A 21,603-nucleotide genomic window follows, 5' to 3' on the forward strand; every position below is an offset into this window, starting at 1 on the left:
ACACCATGAAAAGACTGTCTAGGACAATCTTTTCTTTTCGAAAATGGGCACTGAGGGGACACGAACGGATACAGGTCAATGGGCCGCCGCACCCAGCTGGCGGCTGACCTGATGCATGACCTGCCACGCCACGCTGGACGGGGAGAGGCCCCCGGGGTGCATCACGAACGGGACGTGCAGGTCCTGCGCGACGTCGCGCAGGGTGCTGTGGGCGTGACCCATCCAGCGGACTGCGAGGATCACGAGGGCGGTGTCGGGGGTCACGTGGGCGCGGGCGTGCGTGCCGTGCGCGTACGCGTCACTCCCGATCCAGTCGAGTTCGCTCAGGTGGAGGCTCCGCGTCAGGGCCGCGTGGTGGCTGGGACTGGGAACACCACCGAGCAGCACCACGCGGCGGCCTGCGAGCAGCGCCCGCGCGGCCCGCACGTGTGCCGGCTCAGCCGGGTCAAGGTCTGTCTCGTCAGCGGAGGGGGGCCGCACGTCCACGACAGGTTCAGGGACGTGCGACGCGGCCACCTCCGCCTCATCCCCGGCCGAGCGTTCATCCGCTGCAGCAGCCTGCGCCTCAGCGGCCAGTTCGCCCAGCAGTGTGACGAGTTCTGCGCGCAGGTGCCGCTGGCGGGCGGGGGTGAGGGGCAGGGCCTGCAGGGGCCCGAACCGCTGGAAGTACGTCTCGAGGAAGGTCTGCCCGGGGAGGCGAAGGCCCGCCCGGCGGACGGTGGCCAGCAGGTGCCCGGCCGCGAGGCGCAGGGTGCTGTGGGCGCGGGCGCCCAGCGGCGTGCCCGTCAGGTGTGAGGTGACGGTCAGGGCCTGCACGGTGAGGTCCAGTTCCGGGCGCAGCAGGCCCTCGCCGGTCTCCGGGGGCTGCGTGGCCTGCCACGCCCAGAGGGGATCGAGGTCAGCGATGCGCGCGGCTGTCTCCACGATGACTGGGAGGCTCATGCCGGGCGCGCGGGCCACGGACGTCAGGGCCAGCAGCGTGGTGAGGGTCAGGTGCGCCTTCAGGTCCGGGTCGGCCTCAGGATCCAGGCCCTGGGTCAGCAGCGCGTCGAGGTGATCCAGGGACGTCCACAGCGTCTGGCGGCTGAGCGCCTCACGGGCACTGGGTGGACCCCGCCGCGCGGCCCGCAGGGCCCGCAGGCGCCGCCGGGCGTCCCGCGTGCGAGCGGGCAGGTCGGGGTGGGGTCGGCGCCGGAACTGCTTGGCGCGGGGCAGGTCCGGCTGGCCGAGCTGGGCGTGCAGCTCGGCGTGCCAGTGGCGCAGCCGCCGGGTCACCGCGTCGTCCGTGCCGCCTGCCTGGTGGTGGCGGTCCAGGGTGAGCAGCAGCACCAGGGTCAGGTCGAGCACGCCAATCAGGGGCGCGTTCTCGAGCCGGTCGCGGGCGTTGACGGTGAGGAGCAGCAGCGCGGCGTTGCGCTCCCCTTCCAGCGCGCTCTGCGCCAGCTGCCGGAGCTCCTGTTCGGCGGGCATACGCTCCGGCACGCGGGTGGCCGGGGGGGTCAGGGCCGCCCGCAGCGGGGTGAGGGGCGACTGCGGGACCTGCGGCGCGCGGTACCCGGCCCAGCGCAGCCGCGCGTGCACCGCGTCGTCTGCGGTCACGCCGGCGGGCCCGGCGCGGTCGAGGATCAGGCGGACCGCGTGCTGGTCCTCTTCTGGCAGGAGCGGGACGCGTTCCAGGTCCTGAAGGCCTGCCGCGCCCTGGGCGAGGGCCAGGCGCCCGCCGGGCGGCCCCAGGCGGCCGAGGGTTGTGCTTACGTCGTCCAGCAGTTCAAGGAAGAGGACGTCCGGATCGGCGGCGTACACCTCGAGGCCCACCAGCAGCGCCTGCCGGAGCAGCGCCGCGCGGATGAGGGTCCCCTGCGCCTCGACGGTGAGGGTCTCGTCCGTTTCCGCGCGGCGCATGTCCGCGTCCAGCGCGGACGCCTCGGCCTGCGTGAAGGCCTTCAGCGCGTCCGGGTGGGTGAGCAGCGCCGTGAGGTCCACGCGGCCACCCGCGCCGGTCACGCTCAGGCGCGCGTCACCGCGGGGGAGGCGCTGTCCGTCGGGTCCCCGCAGGCGCGTCATGGCCCCAGTGTCCCTCATCCGGCGCGGCCGTGGGCCGGTGTGGTGGGCCGCCCACCCGGCAGGTGCGTCACCAGGTGACGCGGTCACCTGTGATGATGTGAGGACCATGAACGAGCGTTCCAGAAACTGGCCGGTCCGGGTCACGTCACAGCCGGGCACGGGACGGGCGATCCCGGGATGACGGCCGCGCCCGCCCCCGCCTCACCTGCCGAGGGTCCGGACGGCCCTCAACTGAACACCTTCCAGTCCCTGGTCCAGCAGCGGGCCGACGCGGACGCCCACCTGACCGCCTGCCAGGCCGCCCTGCTGGGCTGGGCTGGCCCGGACGTCCCTTTGAGCGTGGTGACGCTGCTGCAGACCGGCGAGCTGCCGCGCGCAGTGGAAGGCGCCGTCCAGACGCAGCAGGAGGCAGAACGCCGCGCTGCCCGCCTGCAGCAGGACCTGGAGGAGCGGCAGGCGAGGCGGGCGCAGTGGACGGCGGAGCTCGCCGCCCTCCAGGGGAGGCGCGCCGCGCATGACCACGACGCAGCGCACGTGAAGGCGCTGGCCGCGCTGCAGCCGGCCGCCGACCGGCTCACCACCGTCCGGGCGCAGCTCGCGCAGGCCCTCACGCGGCAGGCGGGCCAGCAGGGACGCGGGCTGGCCACCCTCTGGAGCGCCGTGTCCGGGCAGGCCGGGGCCCTCCAGCGGGCGGTGGATCAGGCGCGCGCGGATGAGGCGAGGGCCCGGCTGGCCTACGAGGCCTGCGCGCAGCAGCAGGGCGTCCAGCCGGTCCCGGACCCGGCGGACGTGCCGGGGCAGGTTGCGCGGGCACAGGTCCGGCTCACGGCGCAGCAGCAGGACCTCGAGCGGCAGCAGCACGCCGCCCGGACGGCCCTGTGGAGCCTGAGTGATCAGGACGAGGGCACGCGGGCCGCCCTGCGCACGCTGCATCAGCAGGCGGCGTCCGCCTGGCAGGCCGCGCAGCAGGCGCACGCGCTGCCCCGCTGGGACCACTGGGTGGACCTCTGGCGCCGCCGGGAAGACGCGCGGCCCCTGTGGGCGCGGCACGCCGACGCCGAACGTCGCCTGCAGGCCGCCGCAGAGGCCCTCGAACGTCACCTGACCACCTTCCCGGCGCCGCTGCGGGACCCGGACACGGTCACGCGGCACTTCGGGGCCCTGCAGGCGGCGGCCGCCCGGGCCCACGCGGCGCGGGCTGAGGCCCTCGAACGGACGCGGATGCTCGAGGAACGGCAGCGTGAGGCGGCGCGGCGCCAGGCGGAGGAACAGGCCCAGCAGCAGGCGGCGCGCGTCGCCCTCCTGGACGCCCTTCACGGGCGACGTGATCACCTGCAGCACGCGGCCCGCGCACAGCAGGCGCACGCGCAGGCCACGCAGGCCCAGCGCGTGGCCCTCCTCCGGGTCCTGCAGGGCCACCTCGCCAGCCTGAGCGCCGACCGGCCGCACGCCGCCGCGCCGGTGCGGGGGACGCCCACCCGGGCAGCGGCCGCTCCCACCGCCCTGCCCAGCCCGCGCCCACCGCAGGCGGCCGCCACGCCCAGCCCGGCCCCGGAGCGGCCGATCAGTCCGCCGGTGCTGGACCGCGCGCAGCTGGCAGGCGCCCAGGCGCTGCTGGTGCGCCACACCAGCGCCGCGGCGCGCGCCGCCATGTGCCTTGAAGCGCTCGAAGAGTGGGCCGGGACCGGCGTGGACGCCCTGCAGCTCGCGGACGCGGTCAGCCGGCCCCTCCCGGCGGGGCGGGAGGGGCCCGCAGGTCCCGCCACGTCCCCTCCCGCCCCGCCGGCTGACGCGCCGGTCAACCCCGAAACCTGGGACCGGCTGTGGGCGCAGCGGGAGAAAGGCGCGGCCCTCCGGCGCACCTGGCTGGACGCGCGCGCCACCATGACGGACGTGGAAGCCCTGATGACGCCCCTGTGGGCCGGGTGGCCCAGGTCAGCGCAGCAGGTCAGCGCGCTGCGGCTGGCGGTGGAGACGGCCACCCGCGCCGCCCCGCCCGCCCAGCCCAGTGGGCCGCGCCCCCCAGCCCCGGCTCACCCAGCGCCAATTCAATCTGACCCTGCGGCCCGAACCGTCCGGCATGAGACCGCCTCGGCCGACGTCAAACCGGTCGCGGCGGCCCTCCCGGCCTGGACGGCCAAGCCAGTCCGCCCACCCGGCCCGGTGCCGCCCGGCCCCCGTCCCGGGCCGTGGACGACCCCACACCTCACACCCGAGCAGGGGTCGGCCGCACGGGCGCTGCTGGCCCGGTTCGACGCCCTCCACGAGCAGGAACGCCAGACGCGCGCCGCGCTGGACCGCTGGGCCGGCCCGGGCCTGAACGGCCCGCGCCTCGCCCAGCTGGTCAGCGGTCCCCTGCCCGGGGAGATCACGCAGGCCGTGGACGCGTGGGCGCGCACCAGCGCGGCCCCCGCCTCCACGCGGCCGGAACGCGCCCAGATCGCAGCGGCCATCCAGACCGAGAAGGACCGGTCCGCGGCGGTGCTCGGCCCCCTGCGGCAGCTGCAACTGCACGCCGGAGCGGTCATTCAGGCGGAGCACGCCCTGGCGGGCACCCGACCGTCCGCGGTCCCCCGCGCCCAGGACCGACTGCAAGGCGCCAGAGACGCCTACGCCGCGCAGGCGGCCGCGCTGGGCTTCTCCCCTGCCCCGTCGCCCCGGCGGATCGCGACGCTGATCCAGGACGAGCTCACAGCCTTCAACCGGCGCCTGCAGCCCCTGGACGCGCAGTGGAAGGCCCTGGTGGACCAGGCGGTCCCCACGCCGCCAGCCCAGCCCGGCCAGTGGACGCGGGCCTGGGCCGCGGTCCGTGACCGCTACGGGCTGCCCCGGCACCCGGAGGCCTGGGACCGGTCGCTGTGGCCCCGCCGCGCGGAGGGCGAGCGCCTCTGGACGGCCCTGCAGGACACCCGGCGGCAGCGGCAGGCCGCGCAGGAGGACCTCACGGTCCTGTGCGCCACGTGGCCGGCTCAGGCGCGCACGGTGGACGTCCTGCGTCAGGTAGCCGGGCGCGCTGGACCGGGCGCCCGGCCATCTCCCCCACCGCCCCAGACGTTCCCTGTCCCCACGCTCCCTGCACCCACGCCACCGGCACGACCGGGCCCCACGCCTGCCCCGGACGTGCTCCACGTCACGCCCCCTGGTCAGGCCGGTCGGCCCGCCCCCACGGTGCCGCCAGCCACCAGCCGACCATCAGCGGGTGCCCCAGCAGCAGGCTCGCCGGCCCCCGCGCAGACCCCACCCGTCCGCCCGGACCCGGTGACCCGTCCGTCCGGACCGGGCGCGGCCGCCCCACGCCCGGTCCTGCGTCCAGTGGCGCCGCTGCCGCCCGCCGCACGGAACGCGCCGACCGGCCCGGCCGCGGTTCCCCTCCAGGCGCGGGGGATCACGCCACCGCTGACGCCGCTGGCATTCAGCCCGCCGTCGCCCGTGACACCTCCACCCATGCCGACCACGGCACCGCCGCGGCCCCTGGCCGGTCCTGGGCCGTCCCACCCGGTGGTCCGGCCCGCGCCGCTGCGGCCCCCGGTGCGCGGCGTGCCGCAGCCGCCCCGGCCGGGCGCGTGGCCTTCGGCCCCGGCGCGGCCGGCCCCGCGTCCGGAGCCAGCGACGGGACGACTCACCCGGCGCCAGCGGGCCGAGCGGGAAGCGGTGCGGCTCAGTGACCAGTACGACTGGGAGCAGGGGTTCCACCTCATCGCGGACGCCCTGGACCGCGACCGCTGGGGGCAGCTGCGGGAGAGCATTGAGCGGGAGATCGCGCGGGGCATGACGCCCGATGAGTTCGAACTGCTGCTGCACCTGCGGGCCTACTGGCACGACCAGACGCACTACCAGTCGCCGTACACCGCCCGGTACGACAGCCTGCCGTGGGGTCTGGGGATCGCCCTGATCCGCCGCTGCGCCGGCGTACCGGGGCTGGACGATATGATCCTGCTGCTCGAGCGGCTGTATGAGTACGCCCAGGTGGCCTGCTCGGCCCGGTCCCTGCCGGCCTTCTCGCAGCGGCTCGGGGCGATCCTCGACCGGGCGGACCCGGACGTGGACCTCGACTACTGGCTGAGCGCCCGGGAGGCGCGGTGACCCTCCCGGCGGCCGGGGCGTTCGTCACGCACGTCCGGGACGGGCAGACCGGCGTGGTCACCGGGCATGAAGGCGGGCGGCTGGTCGTGACGTGGCCGTCCGGGCGCGTGTCGCGTGCTGGCCGGGCGGACGTCCGCTGCGGCCTGAGCGCCGGGCAGGTCGTGCAGGACCAGCCGCGCAGCCTGCGCCCATCCCTCGGGGAGGGCCGCGTGCTGGACGTGCGGACCCTCGGCGGGCGGGAACAGGCCCTGGTGGAGTTCTGGACGGCCGGGGAGCGCCAGTGGCTGCCGTGGGAGCAGCTCGTACCCGTCTGGAGTGCCCAGACCCTGTTCGAGCAGGGCGTGGCGCCCCTGGCGGGGTTCGCGGAGCGGTTCCGGCTGCGGCACCTGGCGCTGGCGCTGCAGCACTGGCACCGCACGACCGGCGCGCTGGCGCAGGTGGACATCGATCCGCTGCCGCACCAGTTGCACCTCGTGCAGCGCATCCTGCAGAGCGGGAACCTCAACTGGCTCATCGCGGACGACGTGGGCCTGGGCAAGACCATCGAGGTGGGCCTGCTGCTCGCCGCGCTGCGTGCGCGCGGCCTGCGCCGCGTCCTGCTGGTCGTCCCGGCGGGCCTGACCCGGCAGTGGCAGGCGGAACTCCGCACCCGCTTCGGGCTGACCCAGGCGGTGATCTACGGGCAGGACTTCGAGATCAGCGATCCTGCCCAGTGGCCGCTGTACGAGGTGGTGATCGCCTCCATGGACCGCCTGAAGCACGAGCGGCACCTCGAACTCGCGCAGCAGTCCGGCCGCTGGGACCTGGTGGTGTTCGACGAGGCGCACCGCCTCTCCCGCAGCCTGTACGGCCTGACGTACAAGACGTCCGAACGCTACGCGCTGGCCACGGCGCTGCGCGCCCTGACGGAAAACGTGGTGCTGCTCAGCGGCACGCCGCACCAGGGGGACCTCGACCGCTTCGAGGCGCTGCTCGAACTGCTGCGGCCCGGCCCGGTCTGGCGGGAGCGGATCGCGCGGCTGCGGCTCGAACCGGAGCTGCTCTCGGGGCTGGTCATCCGCAACCGCAAGGCGGACGTCACCGACGCGCAGGGGAATTTCATCTTCAAGGGCAAGGTCACCCGCGCGGTCACCGCGGCGCAGAATGAGCCGGAAGAGGTGTTCGACCGGGCGCTGCGCCGCTACCTGAAGCAGGGCTACGACGCGAGCAGAGAGAACCAGAAAGCCATCGCGATCGGGTTTGTGATGACCATCTACCGCAAGCTCGCCGCGTCCAGCGTCGCGGCCATCCAGGGCGCCCTGGAACGCCGCCTCCTGCGTCTGCAACGCCAGGGGCAGGATGACCCGGCCCGGCCGGACGAGGAGGACGGCAGCCCGTTCGTGGAACGGGACGAGCAGGTCAGCGGGTCGCGCAGTGAGTTCTTCTCCGGGGAGACGGAGCTGCTGCGCGGCCTGATCGACCTCGCACGGGGGCTGCGGGCGCACGACACGAAACTTCAGGCGTTCACGCAGACCCTGATTGGCGGCATCCTGGCGGGCAACCCGGACGAGCGGGTGCTGATCTTCACGGAGTACCGCTCCACGCAGGACTACCTCGTGCAGACCCTCGAGCAGCTCGCGCCAGGCCGCGTGGATGTCATCCACGGCGGGCAGACCCTCGAGGAGCGCGCCGCGGCCATCACGCACTTCGAGAACGCCGGGCAGTTCCTGGTGTCCACCGAGGCGGGCGGGGAGGGCTTCAACCTGCAGCGCCGCTGCCACGTCCTCGTGAACTACGACCTGCCGTGGAACCCCATGCGGCTCGTGCAGCGCGTCGGGCGCCTCTACCGCTACGGGCAGGAGCGGCCGGTCGTGGTGTTCAACCTCAACGTCTCCGGCAGCCTCGACGACGAGATCCTGCGGCAGATGTACGCGCGGCTTGACGCGGTCGCCGCGGACCTCGCGTCCGTCGCCGACGAGTACCGCGAGGGCCTGCAGGAGGACATCGTGGGTGAAGTCGCGAGCTTCCTGGACGTGAGGGCCATCCTGGCTGAGGCGGCCACGCACACGCCCAGCCGCACGCAGGCCCGCATTGAGGAGGCCCTCGAGCGGGCCCGGCAGGCCGCGCGGCAGCAGGACGACCTGCTGCGCCACTCCAGCGGCTTTGACCCGCACGCCCTGAGGGGCGAACTCCCCATCGGGGAGACGCACCTGATGGCCTTCGTGGACGGCATGTTCGAGCAGCTCGGCGTGACCGTCACCCACCGCCTCCACGCTGGTCAGGTGTGGGAGATCAAACTCACAGAGGACCTGCAAGTCCAGCTGAACCTCAACCAGAACCAGCGGGTCGCGTTCAACCGCCGCGCGGCCAGCAAGCACAAGGCCACGCTGCTCGACAGCCGCTCTCCCCTGCTGGGCGCCCTGTTCGACCTGGCCGGCACGTACGCCTTCGGGGGTCACGTCGCCCAGACGCCCCTCGGGGCGGGCGGCACCACCTGCGCGGTCCTGCGCTGGCAGGACGACCGCGGCCGGCCCCTGAGTGAGCGCTTCGTGGTCCTTCAGCGGCAGGCGGGCGGCGTCACCCTCAACCCACCGGCTTTCAGCGGGCACCTCCAGCAACCCACGGCGGACACGCCAGGCGTTCCCACGCTCACGGCCGACGCGTGGCCGGACTTTGAACGCGCCCTGCACGACCTGCTCGCCGCTGGGGCCAGCGACGACCTCCACCCGGCCGGGTACCTCGTGACCGGCGTGGCGTGGGCCGGCCAGGAACCTGAACAGCTGACCAGAGCGCTGCCCTGAGGGAGGTGGAGCGAGGCACTCGCGCCGGAGCGCCACGCTTCAGGAAGCGACTGGCTGCCAATCTCCCATCCCGAAGCCGCGGCTTGTATGGCGAGCGTGGGGCAGCAAGAAGAGCGGTCAGGGACTGAAAGCAATCCTCGTCAAGGGTGGCACGTGAGGTCTACGAGGTCGCCTGAGCGATCAGCTCCAGATAGGCTTTCACGTCACCAACGTAGAGTTCGGATTCTTCCTCAGAACCACCCAATGGAATGATAGGGCGCAGGCAGTAGCACGTGTCATACGCCGTCCGGTGTCCTGCCTTCATTTCAATCTTGTGGCGTTTCAGTGTTTCGGGATCATCCGTTGTGCTCTTGGTTCCCAACGCGGCGATAGAGAGAATGGCATTGGAAGAAGCCCTGTCCATTTGTCTATACTGCGGCAGAAACGAATAGAGCGTGCCAGTTTTATCAATCATGTAGAAGTCGGCGAATGAATTTCTCGCTACTGGCGTCATATCAAGATCAAATAATTCTAGCAGCCAGGTATAGTCACTTGGGTCTACTGTCCAGATAAACCCATCTTTCCTAGAGGCTATACCCACTTCCCTGAAGAAAGCCTGCCATTCCTCGGGGAGACAGTTCAGGCCCTGTTCTGAGATGGACTTGAAGGGCTTGGCGGGCTTAAAATCTTCGCGAAACATTTCAATTGCTTCATCTAGTCTTGACACAGTTCCATTTTCCTTCTTTAGCTGAGGGTCAGTCGAACATTAACGTTGACTTTCTTGCAATCTACGCCGGGGTAAGATGCTTGATAAGCTGCTACTTGGCTGTCCAGCTGACCGATTCGTGTTTTCCACTGTGGACCGATCGAACCGTTCACATCCTTTCCGCCCATAGCCATCGGGTGTGCTGGAGCAGGTTCGCCTCCCGCAACCTGGTCCGGGTTATGAAGCGGGCGCTGCTGTTGAATCCAGGTCTCCGCGTGAGGCGCGGCCTTCTTCCGCGCCTCTTTGAGCGTGATTGACGGGTCATTGGCCATGATATTCGCCGCGAGATCATCAATCAAAGCGGCCTTACTCAGCCTCGTGGATGTCCTCTGCGCCCTGTTGGCAACAGTTGTGTCTCTTCCGCTGCCCGTCGCAATGAAGCGCGCCACGAATGCACTCCGGTTCTTTTCCCAGCTCGCGATCGTCATGGCATTCAGGCCTGCTTCCTGCTCTCTGAGTTGCAGCAGGAATTCCCGCTTCTGCTCAGGAAAACTCCCGGTCGTAAACGCAATGTCTACGCGGTGCATCCTCGGCAGATTCAGTTTTGCCTGCTGCGTGACACTCCTGATCACCTCAACATATCTGGCGATCCGATTATTTGTTGTCAGCGCCTGTTCATTCAGTCTATTCTTGACGTTAAAATCATTGGATGTAACTGATTTTTTGAGTATTGACAGACCCTTCCCAACTTCCTGACCCGCCTGCTGGAAGTGTCCAGCCAATTCCTTCCCTGCTCCAACGGCGACAGCCTCTTTCTTGAAATTCTGCAATTGCGAGATGGCGTCCATTGGCGTAGAGGCAATCATGATTCTGGGGCGATTATTCTTGATTTCAGTGTAAACAGAATGCCTTTCTTTACCTGCTGTGAATTTCACCACTCCATAGGTTCCATCTGCCTGGTCTCTCACAGATTCAGGACTCTTCCCTTTGCTTTTGCCGGTCAGTTTCTCGATCAGGCCCTTGACCTTGGCCACGATCTTGTCCACCACCCGGTCGAGCCGGCCGCGCACCTTCTGAATGACTGCCTTGACCTTGCTCCCGAAGTTGCCCAGTCCCGCAACTTTCCCGAGCCAGGTCAGCGCGATCGGAATCATGCCGCCCACTGCCGCCAGAAAGGACGCCTGCGCGTAACGGCGGTCGCGTGGGCACATGAGGCACGCGGGTGACCGGGCGTCCGGTACGCTGCGGGCAGCAGGAGGCTGCATCTTGACCACCGCCCCCCAACAACGCCGCCCGCAGGCGCAACCGGCCACCACCCGCCCCCAGCAGGCGGCGGCGCCCACCGTCACGCCCCAGGCCAGCGACCCTGAGCTCAAAGCGGCCCTGCAATACGCCGCCACGCATCCCGAAGCGCTCGTCGAAGCGCTGAATCTCGGCCGGTTCGTCTACCGCCCACCGAACGCCGGGATCTTCCAGCGTCCCATATATCCCCTGCAGCTCAAAGGGATCTTCGACCGACTGGACCGCGCGGCCCTCCTGGATCTGCGCAAGCGGATGCAGGCTTGTCGTGGCCTGGAGTTCTACGCCGCGCTGGCCACACGCTTCGGTGGGAACTACGCCCTCGCCGTGCAGAAGCGCATCGGCGTGCAGACCGACCTCTCCTCCACTCAGCTGACCTTCCACGCATTCGTGGAACAACTCACCAACCGCGTCTCCTATATGAATGACGTCAACCTGGATACCCTGGCCCGCGATCAGGACCTCCAGGACGCGGACCACGACGGCAACACGCAGGAACTCGAAAGCGGCGTGAAGCCGCAGCAGCTTCTGGCGTTCTTCGGATACCACGCGGGCCCGCCCGTCTCCGGCCTGTGGGGCTTCCAGATGCGGCTGTTCACGCCTGTCCCCCTGGCACAGATCAGGGACCCGGCCGTTCGGGCGAGACGCGCGCAGTTCAGCGAGCCCATCGTGGTGTTCCGCGGGACGGAGGGCGTGCAGGCCACCACCCGGGAAGGCGGGGTCGACACCATGGTGGGCGACTTCGCGAAGGCCAGCGTGGGCGTGAACCAGATCAATGCGAACTGGGACCTGATCCAGTTGACGATGACCCAGGTGAAGCAGGCCGTGTTCGCTGGGCACAGCCTGGGTGGCGGGCTCGCGCAGGTGGCCGCCGCCCGCATGCCGGGCAAGGTCGCGGAGGTCATCACCTTCCAGGCGCCTGGACTCCCGAAGGACCTGGCGGCGCAGTTCACAGCGCACAGTGACGCGCACAGCACCCATTACCGCGTGGCGGGGGACATCGTGCCGCAGTCCGGGGACACGCACCTGCCCGGGGAGATCGAGTACCTCACGCGCTTCACGCAGGCGGGCGGCCTCTCGAAAGCAGCGGTGGACGGAACCAGCAGCCACGTGGCCTACCCGCTGACGACCGTGCTGCAGGGCATGGACCCGACAAAACTGACGCCGGAGCAGCGGGCCATCGTGCAGTACGGCGCGCATGACCGCCAGGAGTCGGGTGGCACGCAGGCACGCATGACCGTCACTGGCAGCCTGAACACGAAGCAGGACCCGCGCCTGAAGGTGGAGTGGGCCCGCAGCACGGTTGTCCCAGCAGCGCTCAACAAGCTGGGGTACGTCGAGGAGATGGTTCAGAAAAACCTCGGGTACAACCTGCTGCTGGAAGCGACGCAGGACCGACTCAAGAGAGACACCACCTACGAGCTGTTCCGGGCGACGTACCTGTGGCTGGGCACCGTGCAGGTCCTGCCGATGTCACAGACGCAGAATGAGATGATGAGTGCCCTGGGCTTGCCCGCCTTCCACAAACCTATGGTGCCCCTCCCGTCTCCCATGAAGGACGTCGCGGACCACGTCAACATTCCGGTCGGGCTGCCCGTCATCCCGTCGTACCTCACGCAGATCCGTTTGAACGGCGGGTACGTGGCGATCAAGGATAGAGATCGTCAAAGGGTTCGTGAAAATCTGCTGGGGCATTGGACGGCGTGGCATCCTGGTCAGACACAAGGACAGGCGTGGCTGAAACGACTTCAACAGGAAGGGCAGCGGTGAGGTGGGGCGCAGTCATGCTGACGCTCCTCCTCACCGCGTGCTGGCAGGGGAAACCAATGGGGAAAACATGGACCAAAGAGGCCTTGCTGGAGTACGCAGTGGACACCATCAAGGCACACACGCCTTCCACTGAAATTCCGTGCCGCAGTACGGCGCTCAATGGACTGCAGGCCTGTTTCGCCGTGAATGGCCCGGTCGGGAGTATCCGGACGCCAGCAGACCAGGCGTTCGGCGAAGAGCTTCATCAGTTGGCGGACTGGGAGTTCGTTGGGGGTGGAGGTGCAGCCACCTATGTGACGCGCGGCGGTGAGGCGCTCGAACTCGGGCTGGTGTATGGGGCGGACGATGGCTACACGATCATCATGGAGAAGCTGCCAAAGGGTGCACAGGGCGTGCTCCACGTGTTTGTTGAATCGTCTCAATTTCGGAATTGACGGTCATGACGGCTGAGCGTCCCGCCGTGCTGCTCGCCGAATGGGCCGCTGGACGTGGCGTGCCGCTGAACCAGACGCACGGTCACGCATGGATGAAGCGAGTCCTTCAGGAAGTACAGCCATGACTGGCTTGTCAGCAATGGTCTGTCACGACGCACCGAAAAAGCAGAGCAGGTCTGTCGTTTCCCGCAGGAGCCCACGTGCTGGTTCCTCCTGCACCTGCGCCGCCTCCCTCAACCGCGCGATGACCGCGGCGCTCAGCAGCCACGCCCGGACCTGCTCCGCTTGAACAGGTCGGTCCGCCCAGTATTCTTGGAACTCAAACTCAACGCCTGCGTCTCCAACAAAGACGTGCAAGCGTGCAGTGTTCATCAGGTGCAGCGCCGCATTCAGGCGGTCATCCGCTGCCCACGCCTCCAGAAACGAACTCAGGTCATCGAACACCAATGCCGCGGCACATAAGGCGTCCTCCACCGGGAACAGGTCGAAACTGACGGGTTCATCCAGACACTGCCGCCACCACACGCGCACGACGTGGCGCACCGCGTCACGCTCCACCTCTGGCCAGGACGAGAACTCTGCCTGGAACGCGCGGCTCAGCACTGCGGTGAGCTCCTCCCTGAGGGGACGACGGATGGCCAGCTCAAGCAGAGGTGGCAGAAAGTACTTCAGATCGGCTGCGCCTCCGATCAGGACCACCACGTTGGCCAGCACGTGTCCCATGAGCTCATCAGGCAGAAGCTGTACGGGGAGGCCATCAATGGCGGCTTGCTCGGCAGGATGCCAGAACTCTTGCCAGAAGGGGTCCAGATCGCGTGGCGCGGCGTCGCTGAAGACGTCAGCGACACGTTGGAGGGCGGCCTGCACGTCCACGCTCAGGATTCGCGTCTCGAGCAGGTCGGGGAGGCCTAGACGCATACCGCATCATGACCGATCCGCTCAGGCCACCACCGACAGACCAAAGTTGATGGCCCATGAGTGGGCCGTCAAGAACGGTCTGTCAGTCGGGTAGTCCTGTTCAGTCACTCACCCAGGTACGCCAGAGTTTCAAGAGTTTTTGCGAAGGCTCACTGACCCAGAGATCAAGATCGACCACCCGTTGGGCTGCTCGCAGCAGCGTCTTGGCCAGTGCATGGGGTGATGCCTCGTGCCCCGCACCAGGTATGGCACCATGTTCACCAACACGATGACTTCGCCGTGTCCCATCGCGACGTTCTCCACGCCGCTGTGTGCGTAAGGAGGCGTGACGACGTCGCTAGGAAAACACGATTGAGGCAAGCTCGGCTGCCCTTTCCGATGACTGGAACTGAAGCGCCCTATTCGTGGGAAGAACTTGGCGGTGACGTTCCAGACTTCATTCGGATCTGCAGCGTCGAGCTCGGCCTGCCCCTCTTGAAGCGCTGAAGTGAGCATGGCCCATGCGGTGGCATCGACCGCGGTGATGGTCTGCTGAAGGAGGGTTAGGGTGGAAGCGCTCTCGTCATGTCCCTGCACGGCTCCACCATTGAGAGAAGTTGCTCTTTCGAGGTGACAGACCGTTCTTGACGGCACATGAATTGCTTTCTATATACTGTTCAGAGTTCCCTCAAAGGTCTCCAACAACTGTCCACGTCACCCTTCCCAACCACACTCTTTCAAAGAGGCGCTCACTGTTGCGGCCCATCCTGATTGAGACAGTGAGCTGCCTCGGAGACATACCAGTGTGCTAGCGTGCCCAACAGCACATGACCAGAACCACGGGATTTTCCGACCTCACGCACCACGACTTCATGGAACGGGTCACCGGCGTCGAAGCCCAGCTGGCACGCCCCCACCGCGAATCCCCCACGCAGGCCGCTCAGTGGCTCGCCTCCGCCCGGAAAACCTATATCTGGGCAGTATGGGCAGAACGGCAACAGGCCACCGACGAGACCGCTGAAGTGAAAGATCAGCTGTCACACGTCGTCGACCAAATCGAAACTGAGTGGTTCACCACCCTGAACCGCATCGACGCTTTCGCCCACGCCAGTCACAAACACAGCCGCCTCCGCTCGATCCTCGGCGACCTCGCCCGCCGGCTGCCCACCCGGGACGCCCTCGCGGAACGGGAGGTCGGCCTGCTGCTCGAACTGCTCGTGAGCGAAGTGCGGATGGTGACCCATCCGCACCACACCAGCGTCCGTGCGCCTGTGCCGGGAAGTGGCCGCATCTCCAAACAGGGCCGGCAGCGCGACGAGGGCCGGGGACCCGACAAGCCCCAGCGGGTGGCCACGTCATCCTCACGCCGCATTAGAAGCTGACGCCACAGCGACGACCCAGACGCGCGCGGCCACCTACGAGACTGTAGCCCGTGCGTAGGCAGCATGCTGCTCTTGAACCGAGTCTCTACTCGACCTGTCCAAACTTTGGCGCCAGCCCAGTGAGATTTGTCGAGACTGACGGGCATCGGATCGAGCATAGGGTGTCGTCAGGTGCACCGGCCTTTAAGGCCCAACCAGAGAGACGGGCGCCCTGAGAAGGACAAACCTGGAGTCAGCCAAGGGGAGGCTTCAGCGCCGCAGCTCCGCTCTGTTACTCAATCTCAAGCAGAGCCTGCCCCTGCGGACCATGGAGAGGGCATTCAGGGCCGTTTCTGAACAACGCTCCTCCTCTGCTCTGCATTCACAGCAACCCGCGGCCCGCCGACCGGCTCAGCTGAGCTGCTGCAAGAAGGCCGCGAAGCTCTCCGCCACCGGAAGTGGCGGCCACGTCTCGTCATGTTGCCAGTACACGACCGCCGGTTCCCCCTCCGCCGAGAAATCGAAGCACACCAGGTTCCCGCCGCCATCCATGCCGAACGGAACGACGTGCGGTTCCAGCCCATGCTCATCCTGCAGGGTGCGCCACTGACTCGGCACGCTCTCGGCGTCCATCTCATCGCTGTCCGCGCTCAGCAGGACAGCCACACTCTTGTCTTCCGGGCCGTCCGGCGTGACGACCGGGAACTCCTGCCGCTCGAAGGAGGCCGCGTTCTGCGTGCGAATCACGTGCAGGTAATTTTCTGGGAACAACCGCCCGACAGCCCGCTCAATGAGCTGCAAGGTATCCATCGTAAGAAGCGCCTTTCCAGTGCCTGTCGTCAGGATGTGACGCAACGCCTGACCATCAGCCCACCCGCCCCCTTCAGTCATAGAGCTGATTGAGGAAGGCGCCTAAATCCGGGGCCACGAAGTACAAGTTCCGGTCACCTTCTGCCCGCGCGTCGTACTCCTCTTCACTGAACCAGTAGAAGACCTGGTCGCGCGTGTCCTCACGCGTCGAGAGGCACACCAGATCCCCGCCGCAATAGGCGATGGGGAACATGCCGCTCTGCAGCCGCCCATCCGTGACGTAGGGCCACTGGACGCGGATGCTGACGTTCTCCGCGTCCAGGGACAGGAAGAACTCCACGGCCGTCCCGAACCAGTCGGTGTGACTCCGGAGTGTGTGCGGACGAGGGGGCATCTCCACCCGGAAGTTCTCCGGGCTGGGGGAGCCGCCGTTGTGCTTCAGCAGGAACGCCCAGTAGACGGCCGGGATGACGAGGCCATGCGCCTGCTCGAACCGGTCGAGGTCAGCGGCTCTCACGGGCGGTTCGCTGTCGGTAATCATCAGGTCACGCATGGTGTCGGTGAATGCTATCCGGCCTGCGGGCGCCCGCGCAGCACGGTTGCCACCGGAGCACCTGGTCACTGGCCAAACCGCACCCGTCGGTCGTAGCCGCCGTACTCGGACAGCCAGCGTTTCCGCGCGTCAGACTGGCCTTTTGTCGCCAGCTGGAACTTCAGGTACGAGCGGACGTCCGTACCTCTGGACTCGTCCCAGACGGCGTAGTGATCGTCCAGCAGGAATAGCGCCGGGTCCTTCTTCTCCCGGAACGCGAGGATGCACGCATGGTACTCGCTGAACAGTTCGAAGGGCCGCATGCTCGCGTGGAAGTCCGCCACGCTCAGGGCCTGCCCGTGAACGCCCATGTTTGGTTGGTCGTACACGTCCTCTCCCCAGTCGCGGGTGAGGACGTCCCGCAGAGGCAGGATGCGGATCGCGGCGGAAGCGTACCCGTCACCGCCATTCTCGACGTCCATGTCGGGGCATTCGAGGAAGAACGCCTCGCGGTCCGCGTCGCTCAGGGCCGGATCGAGGAACCACTTCAGGGTCTGGCCGTTCATCTGCGCGTAGAACGCCCGCAGGTCGTCCGTCAGTTCATACCCCCGTTCGAGGGCCTGAATGTCCGCCGGACTCAGCGGCTCACCCAGGGAGAACCGCTTTACCACGAACAGCGTGCGGCTCAGGTCGTCGGCCAGTCGCGTGAACAGGGCGCGGTAGTCCGGGAAAACGGCGCTGACGGGCGTGATCGCATCGTTGCCCATCAGATTAATTCACTCAGGAGGTGCAGGTACTCGCGCAACCCCACCTTCTGGACGTGATCCAGATTGATCTCACCGCCCAGGGCCAGGGGCGGCAGGATACCGAAGCACTGCTCCGCGTCCAGTGGCCCGTCCCGTTCCAGAGTCGCCTCGAACAAGCAGTGCAGATACAGGTCGTCGAGATCGGACGCGCGGGTCAGGGTCCTGTTCAGGTACGATTCCAACCTCAGATTGGTCATGACACCCGTCACGACCGAGATGAAGCCCACTTCCCCTTCCACGTCGAAGTAGAACACGTCGCCGAACGCCGTTCGCATGAACGGGTACGTCCGTGACGCGTCCGACCCGTTTTCATCGGCGGCCAGGTCGAGCCAAGGGTGATACGGCTCCCGGTGCTCACCCGGGTCGATGACCCTCAGGAATCCGCGGTCGAACGTCGACGTTCCGAAGCGGCGCAGAAACGCGCCGACGTCGGCCGGTGTGCCGGAGGGCAGGTGCACGTCCCTGACCTGCGTGCCCTGGCGCCCGGGCCCGTACCTCGCTTCGAACCGGGCCAGATCCATCATGAGCGGCCGGGACTGGCAGGGACGATGGTCCTGCGTCCGCCCTGGGTGATTCGCCGGGCGGTACCGGCGCGCTTCACGCTGTTGCGCTTCGACCGCGGCAAGGGGACTGGACGGGTCGGCATGTCGTCCACTGTAGTGGTGGCCGGCTGGTCACGGCGCCTCACCTGAGGTGTCCTCTTGGGCACCGGTCGTGCAAGCTGAGCGCATGGGTTTGTCTCTGCCGATGTCACGCGTCTGCACGCTCGTGCCGCCGACCCTCGTCCTGGCGCTGATCTCCTCTGCCCTGGCGTGTCCTGCGAAACCCGGGACGATGTTCAACGGGCTCCTCCCGGCCATCTTGGCGTTCAAGCCGGAATGCGGCGCGGCATACGCGACGTTCAAGAAGAGTGCGGCCGGCGCGAAATGGACGGAGGTGTACGTGCTGCGCCCACCCAACGATGGGGACGCCCTGATCCGCACCACGCTGTCCCGACTCCCCCAGGTGGGATTCCGGCCACTCGGCACCAAACCGTACGGTCAGACCACCGCGTACGTGTTCCGCAAGGGCACGTCCGACCTGGTCGTCCTCACGAAACGGTACACGTGGGGCGTTGTGTTCACCGTGGCCGGCCGGTAGGCACTGCCCCGCTCGCCGCAGTGGTGGCCAAGGTGTGGCCTCCAGCGTCCACGCGTCCCCAGCGCCAGTCGTTCACTGAGGAAGGTGCACGTGGAAGCTGTACCGGAGCGCGCCGCGGAACTCCCCCGTGATCAGGCACGACAGGTGGCTGTTGGCCGTCCAGGTCTGCGTGTAGACCTTCGAACCGTTGGCGACGCAGGCATCTTCGAAGTCGAGCAGGTTCCCGGGCGTGGGCGTTTTGCCGGTCAGTGTGCCCACGAGCACGGCAATCATGCGGGTGTCGAACCCGCCCGGGTAGAGCACGGCGTCCTGCGCGCCAGTGACCCAGTTGGCCGACACGACGCGGTCGTTCTGCCGGATGACGCTCACCACCCGGATCGGCGAATCGTCGTCGTTCTGGGGACCGACGAAGTACCGCCACTCCGTGAGTTTCGGCCCCAGGACGTCCTTGCCTGCGAGGCGGCATGCGTAGCTCCGGCAGAACGCGGATTCCGCGAAGGAGGACGTGGTGCCCAGCAGGGGCGCAGCGCCCGCGACACTGCAGGTGAGGGCCGCGATCAGCACGAGGGAACGCATGGGCTCAGCTTAGGCGGCGGCGCGCTCCGGCGCGTGCTTACATGACCGTGATGAGCGAGAGGCCGGACCGCAGGGAGGCTGCCGCCACGCGGCTCCGCGACCGGCACGCGCCCACAGGATGGCCGCCGCCGGGCGTCGCGGTGGTCCTGATCGGCCTCGCCAGTGCGGCGGCCATCCTGTGCCTGCACCGGCTGGGTCTGCTGTCAGGTCGCCTCGACGTCCTGGTGGCCGGCCTCCTCCTGACGCCCGTGTGGATCATGTGGCGGCTCTGGCGGACTCGGACGGTCCCTGGAGACACCACGCCCCCGGTCCGGCTGCCGAGGCGCGTGCGGCGGCGACGGGGCCTGCCCCGCGATCGGGGGACGCTCGCGCCCGCAGATCCAGCCGAGTACTGGCGGCAGAAGCGGGCCCGTCAGGCACAGGATCGGCGGGCTCAGCAGGTGCGGGCGCGTCGGCTGGAAGCGCTGTACGCCCCGTGGCCCTGGCGCCGGTGGAACGCTCCGGCGCCACTCGCCGAACTGACGGAGCTGCCCGGCCGGCCGGGGCACTACCAGGTCCTTCACGCGAGGGACCTGTGGATCTGGGCGGACGGTGACTGGCAACCCCTGGAGGAGTGGGCCGGCGGCGTCCTGGCGCCGCCCGACCCGGGCGCGCCGGTCCGGGTGTACGGCGCGCGGTTCGACTGGGACGAGCGCCACGCCCCGGTCTACTGGGTGGAGATCGGCCCGGACGGGGTCGTGCCCCCGGCTGGTGACGGGCTCCCCGACAGCAGCTGCTGAGCAGGCCAGCTTGCCCGGTCGCGGCAGGTGCGCAGCATGTAGACCGGTCCAGACGACGCAGGGGAGAGCCTGTCGGACCGCGTTCCCGCCTTACGCCTCGTGCTGACGCTCAGTGCCGCGAGCGCGCAGGCGGCCAGGCTGGAACTGCTGCCCTTCCTGCAGACCGCGCAGCAGATGTGAGCATCACGTTCATGCGGTTCAGCTGCTGAGCTGCAGGTGACGTCTGTCTGCGCCCGCGCGGCAGGACTCCCAACTGGAGGGGCTCACAGGTATCCGGTCCGCACCGATCTCGCCGCGCTCGGTGCACGTTCCCGGGTCGGTGCGGACACGCTGGTCGTCGTAGGGTGGGCACATGGAAGGCGAACTCGGTCTCGTGTATCTCGACGATCTGGATGAGCAGGGCTGGCCGGACGATCCCTTGAGCGACCCCCGGGTGCTGGCATGCAGCGAACCCGTCAAGCTGGAGGCCTTCGCGCAGATCTGGACGCGCCTGGGCGAACAGCTGAACATCCCGTTTGAGCTGCTGGACATCCAGGACCTGCCAGCAGAGGCCGTCCCTGCGGTCCTGACGTGGATTGAGACCCCATCTGCCAGCGACTCGGTGGCCCTCCGGCAGTAACGTCCGGCGCTGGCCGCGTTCCTGCGGGCGGCCCACACCCGGGGTCAGGGCGTCACCGTCTCCCTGTGACGCGGCGGGTCATGCGCGCTTCACCCGCCGGGTGTGGACGCCCGTGGTGCACAGCTTTGCGGGAGCACCCGGTCCTTCGCGGCGCCCTTTCCGGTTCTGTACACTCGAACGATGACGAGTCGCCGAGGCACCGTCCGGCTGGGCACGTGCATCCTGGCCCTGGCTCTGCCGGGTGAACTGAAAGGGGCGGCCCCGGCCGCAATCGCCCAATCGACGCCGACGACCCTGATCCTCTCCCCAGGCGGTCAGGTGACCAGCCGGGCCGGCGTTCGCGTCAGCGCCCCACGGCACTGGCGACCAGCCACCGTTTCACACGTCACGGTCACGGTACGCACGGTCTCACCCGCCTCACTCACCGCGCCCCCTTCGCCGGACGTGAGGCGGGCATCCACCGTGATCGGCGTGCGGGCCAGCGCCACGGTCCAGACGGGCGACGCGGATCGCTTCACGATTTATATTCCTGTGGACGGGCGATCACCGGAGCCCCTGATGCCCCTGCGGCTCGACACGCCTATCCTGGACGCGGCACCCGGCGCGGCCGCCGCCCACGCCGTCTGGGTGCAGGATACCGGGGCGCGCCGGAGCGCCAGGTTCATCGAGTTCGATACGACCACCCTCCCTGCTGGTACGGAACTGCTGTTTGCCGTCGGGCGTGGAGACTAAGGCCGGCACTCCAGGTGAATGCCGACGTCAGAACGCGGCCGCCAGCCGAACGAAGGGAACCGGGCGCGCAGTGGAGCCGGCGGGGCATTGTTGAATTCAGAGTTGGGCGTGCAGCGCGGCACAGCAGGCGCCTGTCCGTCCGCTGAGCGACTGAACTCGGGCCAGAGACGGTGCGGGCGCCAGCAAGGTCACTGATACGGCAAGGGGACAACGGTCGGCCGCGGGTCGCCGCTCGG

General features: G+C 68.4%; 18 protein-coding genes. 9 read left to right on the forward strand and 9 right to left on the reverse strand.

The genetic code is table 11. The features are described 5' to 3' along the window. Window positions 1-75: 75 nt before the first annotated feature. Window positions 76-2,064: a hypothetical protein gene (locus IEY63_RS15940; RefSeq protein WP_189069987.1), complete on the reverse strand. Its 1,989-nt coding sequence runs from the start codon at window positions 2,062-2,064 to the stop codon at window positions 76-78. 177 nt (window positions 2,065-2,241) lie between these two features. Between IEY63_RS15940 and IEY63_RS15945 the strand changes: the two genes are divergently transcribed. Further along, window positions 2,242-6,147, forward strand: coding sequence for a hypothetical protein (locus tag IEY63_RS15945; protein ID WP_189069988.1), 3,906 nt, complete (start codon window positions 2,242-2,244; stop codon window positions 6,145-6,147). Further along, complete coding sequence (locus IEY63_RS15950) at window positions 6,144-8,927, forward strand: DEAD/DEAH box helicase (protein ID WP_189069989.1); 2,784 nt, start codon at window positions 6,144-6,146, stop codon at window positions 8,925-8,927. The genes IEY63_RS15945 and IEY63_RS15950 overlap by 4 nt, the downstream gene beginning before the upstream one ends. A gap of 160 nt (window positions 8,928-9,087) precedes the next feature. Here IEY63_RS15950 and IEY63_RS15955 read toward each other — a convergent pair whose 3' ends face one another. Next, window positions 9,088-9,633 (reverse strand): GAD-like domain-containing protein, encoded by a 546-nt coding sequence (locus tag IEY63_RS15955; RefSeq protein WP_189069990.1) that lies wholly within the window; start codon window positions 9,631-9,633, stop codon window positions 9,088-9,090. 17 nt (window positions 9,634-9,650) lie between these two features. Beyond that, the gene (locus tag IEY63_RS15960) at window positions 9,651-10,877 is read right to left on the reverse strand and encodes a polymorphic toxin type 15 domain-containing protein (protein WP_189069991.1); all 1,227 of its coding nucleotides are present in this window, start codon (window positions 10,875-10,877) and stop codon (window positions 9,651-9,653) included. A 1-nt stretch (window position 10,878) separates the two neighbouring features. On the opposite strand from IEY63_RS15960, the gene IEY63_RS15965 reads away from it, so the two are divergent. Together IEY63_RS15965 and IEY63_RS15970 are read left to right on the forward strand one after the other, a co-directional pair. Further along, the gene (locus IEY63_RS15965; RefSeq protein WP_189069992.1) at window positions 10,879-12,681 is read left to right on the forward strand and encodes a Tle-like phospholipase domain-containing protein; all 1,803 of its coding nucleotides are present in this window, start codon (window positions 10,879-10,881) and stop codon (window positions 12,679-12,681) included. Window positions 12,682-12,695: 14 nt separating this feature from the next. Then, complete coding sequence (locus IEY63_RS15970; RefSeq protein WP_189069993.1) at window positions 12,696-13,115, forward strand: hypothetical protein; 420 nt, start codon at window positions 12,696-12,698, stop codon at window positions 13,113-13,115. 147 nt (window positions 13,116-13,262) lie between these two features. Here IEY63_RS15970 and IEY63_RS15975 read toward each other — a convergent pair whose 3' ends face one another. After that, on the reverse strand, window positions 13,263-14,033 hold the full coding sequence (locus tag IEY63_RS15975; RefSeq protein WP_189069994.1) for a hypothetical protein: 771 nt from the start codon (window positions 14,031-14,033) through the stop codon (window positions 13,263-13,265). Between the two features lie 806 nt (window positions 14,034-14,839). Between IEY63_RS15975 and IEY63_RS15980 the strand changes: the two genes are divergently transcribed. After that, window positions 14,840-15,394, forward strand: coding sequence for a hypothetical protein (locus IEY63_RS15980; protein ID WP_189069995.1), 555 nt, complete (start codon window positions 14,840-14,842; stop codon window positions 15,392-15,394). A gap of 390 nt (window positions 15,395-15,784) precedes the next feature. Here IEY63_RS15980 and IEY63_RS15985 read toward each other — a convergent pair whose 3' ends face one another. From IEY63_RS15985 to IEY63_RS16000, 4 genes are all read right to left on the reverse strand, one after another. Next, window positions 15,785-16,174 (reverse strand): SMI1/KNR4 family protein, encoded by a 390-nt coding sequence (locus IEY63_RS15985; protein WP_373290930.1) that lies wholly within the window; start codon window positions 16,172-16,174, stop codon window positions 15,785-15,787. An 82-nt stretch (window positions 16,175-16,256) separates the two neighbouring features. Then, window positions 16,257-16,736, reverse strand: a complete 480-nt coding sequence (locus IEY63_RS15990) for an SMI1/KNR4 family protein (protein ID WP_189069997.1) — start codon at window positions 16,734-16,736, stop codon at window positions 16,257-16,259. 65 nt (window positions 16,737-16,801) lie between these two features. Then, window positions 16,802-17,482 carry an SMI1/KNR4 family protein gene (locus tag IEY63_RS15995; RefSeq protein WP_189069998.1) on the reverse strand — a complete coding sequence of 227 codons (681 nt, stop codon included), beginning with the start codon at window positions 17,480-17,482 and terminating at the stop codon, window positions 16,802-16,804. Then, window positions 17,482-17,979, reverse strand: a complete 498-nt coding sequence (locus IEY63_RS16000) for a T6SS immunity protein Tdi1 domain-containing protein (RefSeq protein ID WP_189069999.1) — start codon at window positions 17,977-17,979, stop codon at window positions 17,482-17,484. The genes IEY63_RS15995 and IEY63_RS16000 overlap by 1 nt, the downstream gene beginning before the upstream one ends. Window positions 17,980-18,268: 289 nt before the next feature. On the opposite strand from IEY63_RS16000, the gene IEY63_RS16005 reads away from it, so the two are divergent. Continuing rightward, window positions 18,269-18,661 carry a hypothetical protein gene (locus tag IEY63_RS16005; protein WP_189070000.1) on the forward strand — a complete coding sequence of 131 codons (393 nt, stop codon included), beginning with the start codon at window positions 18,269-18,271 and terminating at the stop codon, window positions 18,659-18,661. 72 nt (window positions 18,662-18,733) lie between these two features. Here the strand turns inward: IEY63_RS16005 and IEY63_RS16010 are convergent, their stop codons facing one another. Then, window positions 18,734-19,237: a hypothetical protein gene (locus tag IEY63_RS16010; protein ID WP_189070001.1), complete on the reverse strand. Its 504-nt coding sequence runs from the start codon at window positions 19,235-19,237 to the stop codon at window positions 18,734-18,736. Between the two features lie 50 nt (window positions 19,238-19,287). Here IEY63_RS16010 and IEY63_RS16015 point away from each other — a divergent pair, with 50 nt between their 5' ends. From IEY63_RS16015 to IEY63_RS16025, 3 genes are all read left to right on the forward strand, one after another. Then, window positions 19,288-20,016: a hypothetical protein gene (locus tag IEY63_RS16015; RefSeq protein WP_189070002.1), complete on the forward strand. Its 729-nt coding sequence runs from the start codon at window positions 19,288-19,290 to the stop codon at window positions 20,014-20,016. A gap of 352 nt (window positions 20,017-20,368) precedes the next feature. Continuing rightward, complete coding sequence (locus tag IEY63_RS16020) at window positions 20,369-20,635, forward strand: hypothetical protein (protein ID WP_189070003.1); 267 nt, start codon at window positions 20,369-20,371, stop codon at window positions 20,633-20,635. A gap of 180 nt (window positions 20,636-20,815) precedes the next feature. After that, complete coding sequence (locus tag IEY63_RS16025) at window positions 20,816-21,367, forward strand: hypothetical protein (protein WP_189070004.1); 552 nt, start codon at window positions 20,816-20,818, stop codon at window positions 21,365-21,367. The last annotated feature ends 236 nt before the right edge of the window (window positions 21,368-21,603 follow it).

It is taken from the genome of Deinococcus radiotolerans, from assembly GCF_014647435.1.
In the GTDB taxonomy this organism is placed as follows: Bacteria; Deinococcota; Deinococci; order Deinococcales; family Deinococcaceae; genus Deinococcus; species Deinococcus radiotolerans.

Excerpts from the sequence above, each read along its gene's own strand:
- IEY63_RS15940 (WP_189069987.1), bottom strand. The coding sequence starts at position 2,064 with ATGACGCGCCTGCGGGGACCCGACGGACAGCGCCTCCCCCGCGGTGAC.
- IEY63_RS15945 (WP_189069988.1), top strand. The coding sequence starts at position 2,242 with ATGACGGCCGCGCCCGCCCCCGCCTCACCTGCCGAGGGTCCGGACGGC.
- IEY63_RS15960 (WP_189069991.1), bottom strand. The coding sequence starts at position 10,877 with ATGCAGCCTCCTGCTGCCCGCAGCGTACCGGACGCCCGGTCACCCGCG.
- IEY63_RS15970 (WP_189069993.1), top strand. The coding sequence starts at position 12,696 with ATGCTGACGCTCCTCCTCACCGCGTGCTGGCAGGGGAAACCAATGGGG.
- IEY63_RS15975 (WP_189069994.1), bottom strand. The coding sequence starts at position 14,033 with ATGCGTCTAGGCCTCCCCGACCTGCTCGAGACGCGAATCCTGAGCGTG.
- IEY63_RS15980 (WP_189069995.1), top strand. The coding sequence starts at position 14,840 with ATGACCAGAACCACGGGATTTTCCGACCTCACGCACCACGACTTCATG.
- IEY63_RS15990 (WP_189069997.1), bottom strand. The coding sequence starts at position 16,736 with ATGCGTGACCTGATGATTACCGACAGCGAACCGCCCGTGAGAGCCGCT.
- IEY63_RS15995 (WP_189069998.1), bottom strand. The coding sequence starts at position 17,482 with ATGGGCAACGATGCGATCACGCCCGTCAGCGCCGTTTTCCCGGACTAC.
- IEY63_RS16005 (WP_189070000.1), top strand. The coding sequence starts at position 18,269 with ATGTCACGCGTCTGCACGCTCGTGCCGCCGACCCTCGTCCTGGCGCTG.
- IEY63_RS16010 (WP_189070001.1), bottom strand. The coding sequence starts at position 19,237 with ATGCGTTCCCTCGTGCTGATCGCGGCCCTCACCTGCAGTGTCGCGGGC.
- IEY63_RS16015 (WP_189070002.1), top strand. The coding sequence starts at position 19,288 with ATGAGCGAGAGGCCGGACCGCAGGGAGGCTGCCGCCACGCGGCTCCGC.
- IEY63_RS16020 (WP_189070003.1), top strand. The coding sequence starts at position 20,369 with ATGGAAGGCGAACTCGGTCTCGTGTATCTCGACGATCTGGATGAGCAG.
- IEY63_RS16025 (WP_189070004.1), top strand. The coding sequence starts at position 20,816 with ATGACGAGTCGCCGAGGCACCGTCCGGCTGGGCACGTGCATCCTGGCC.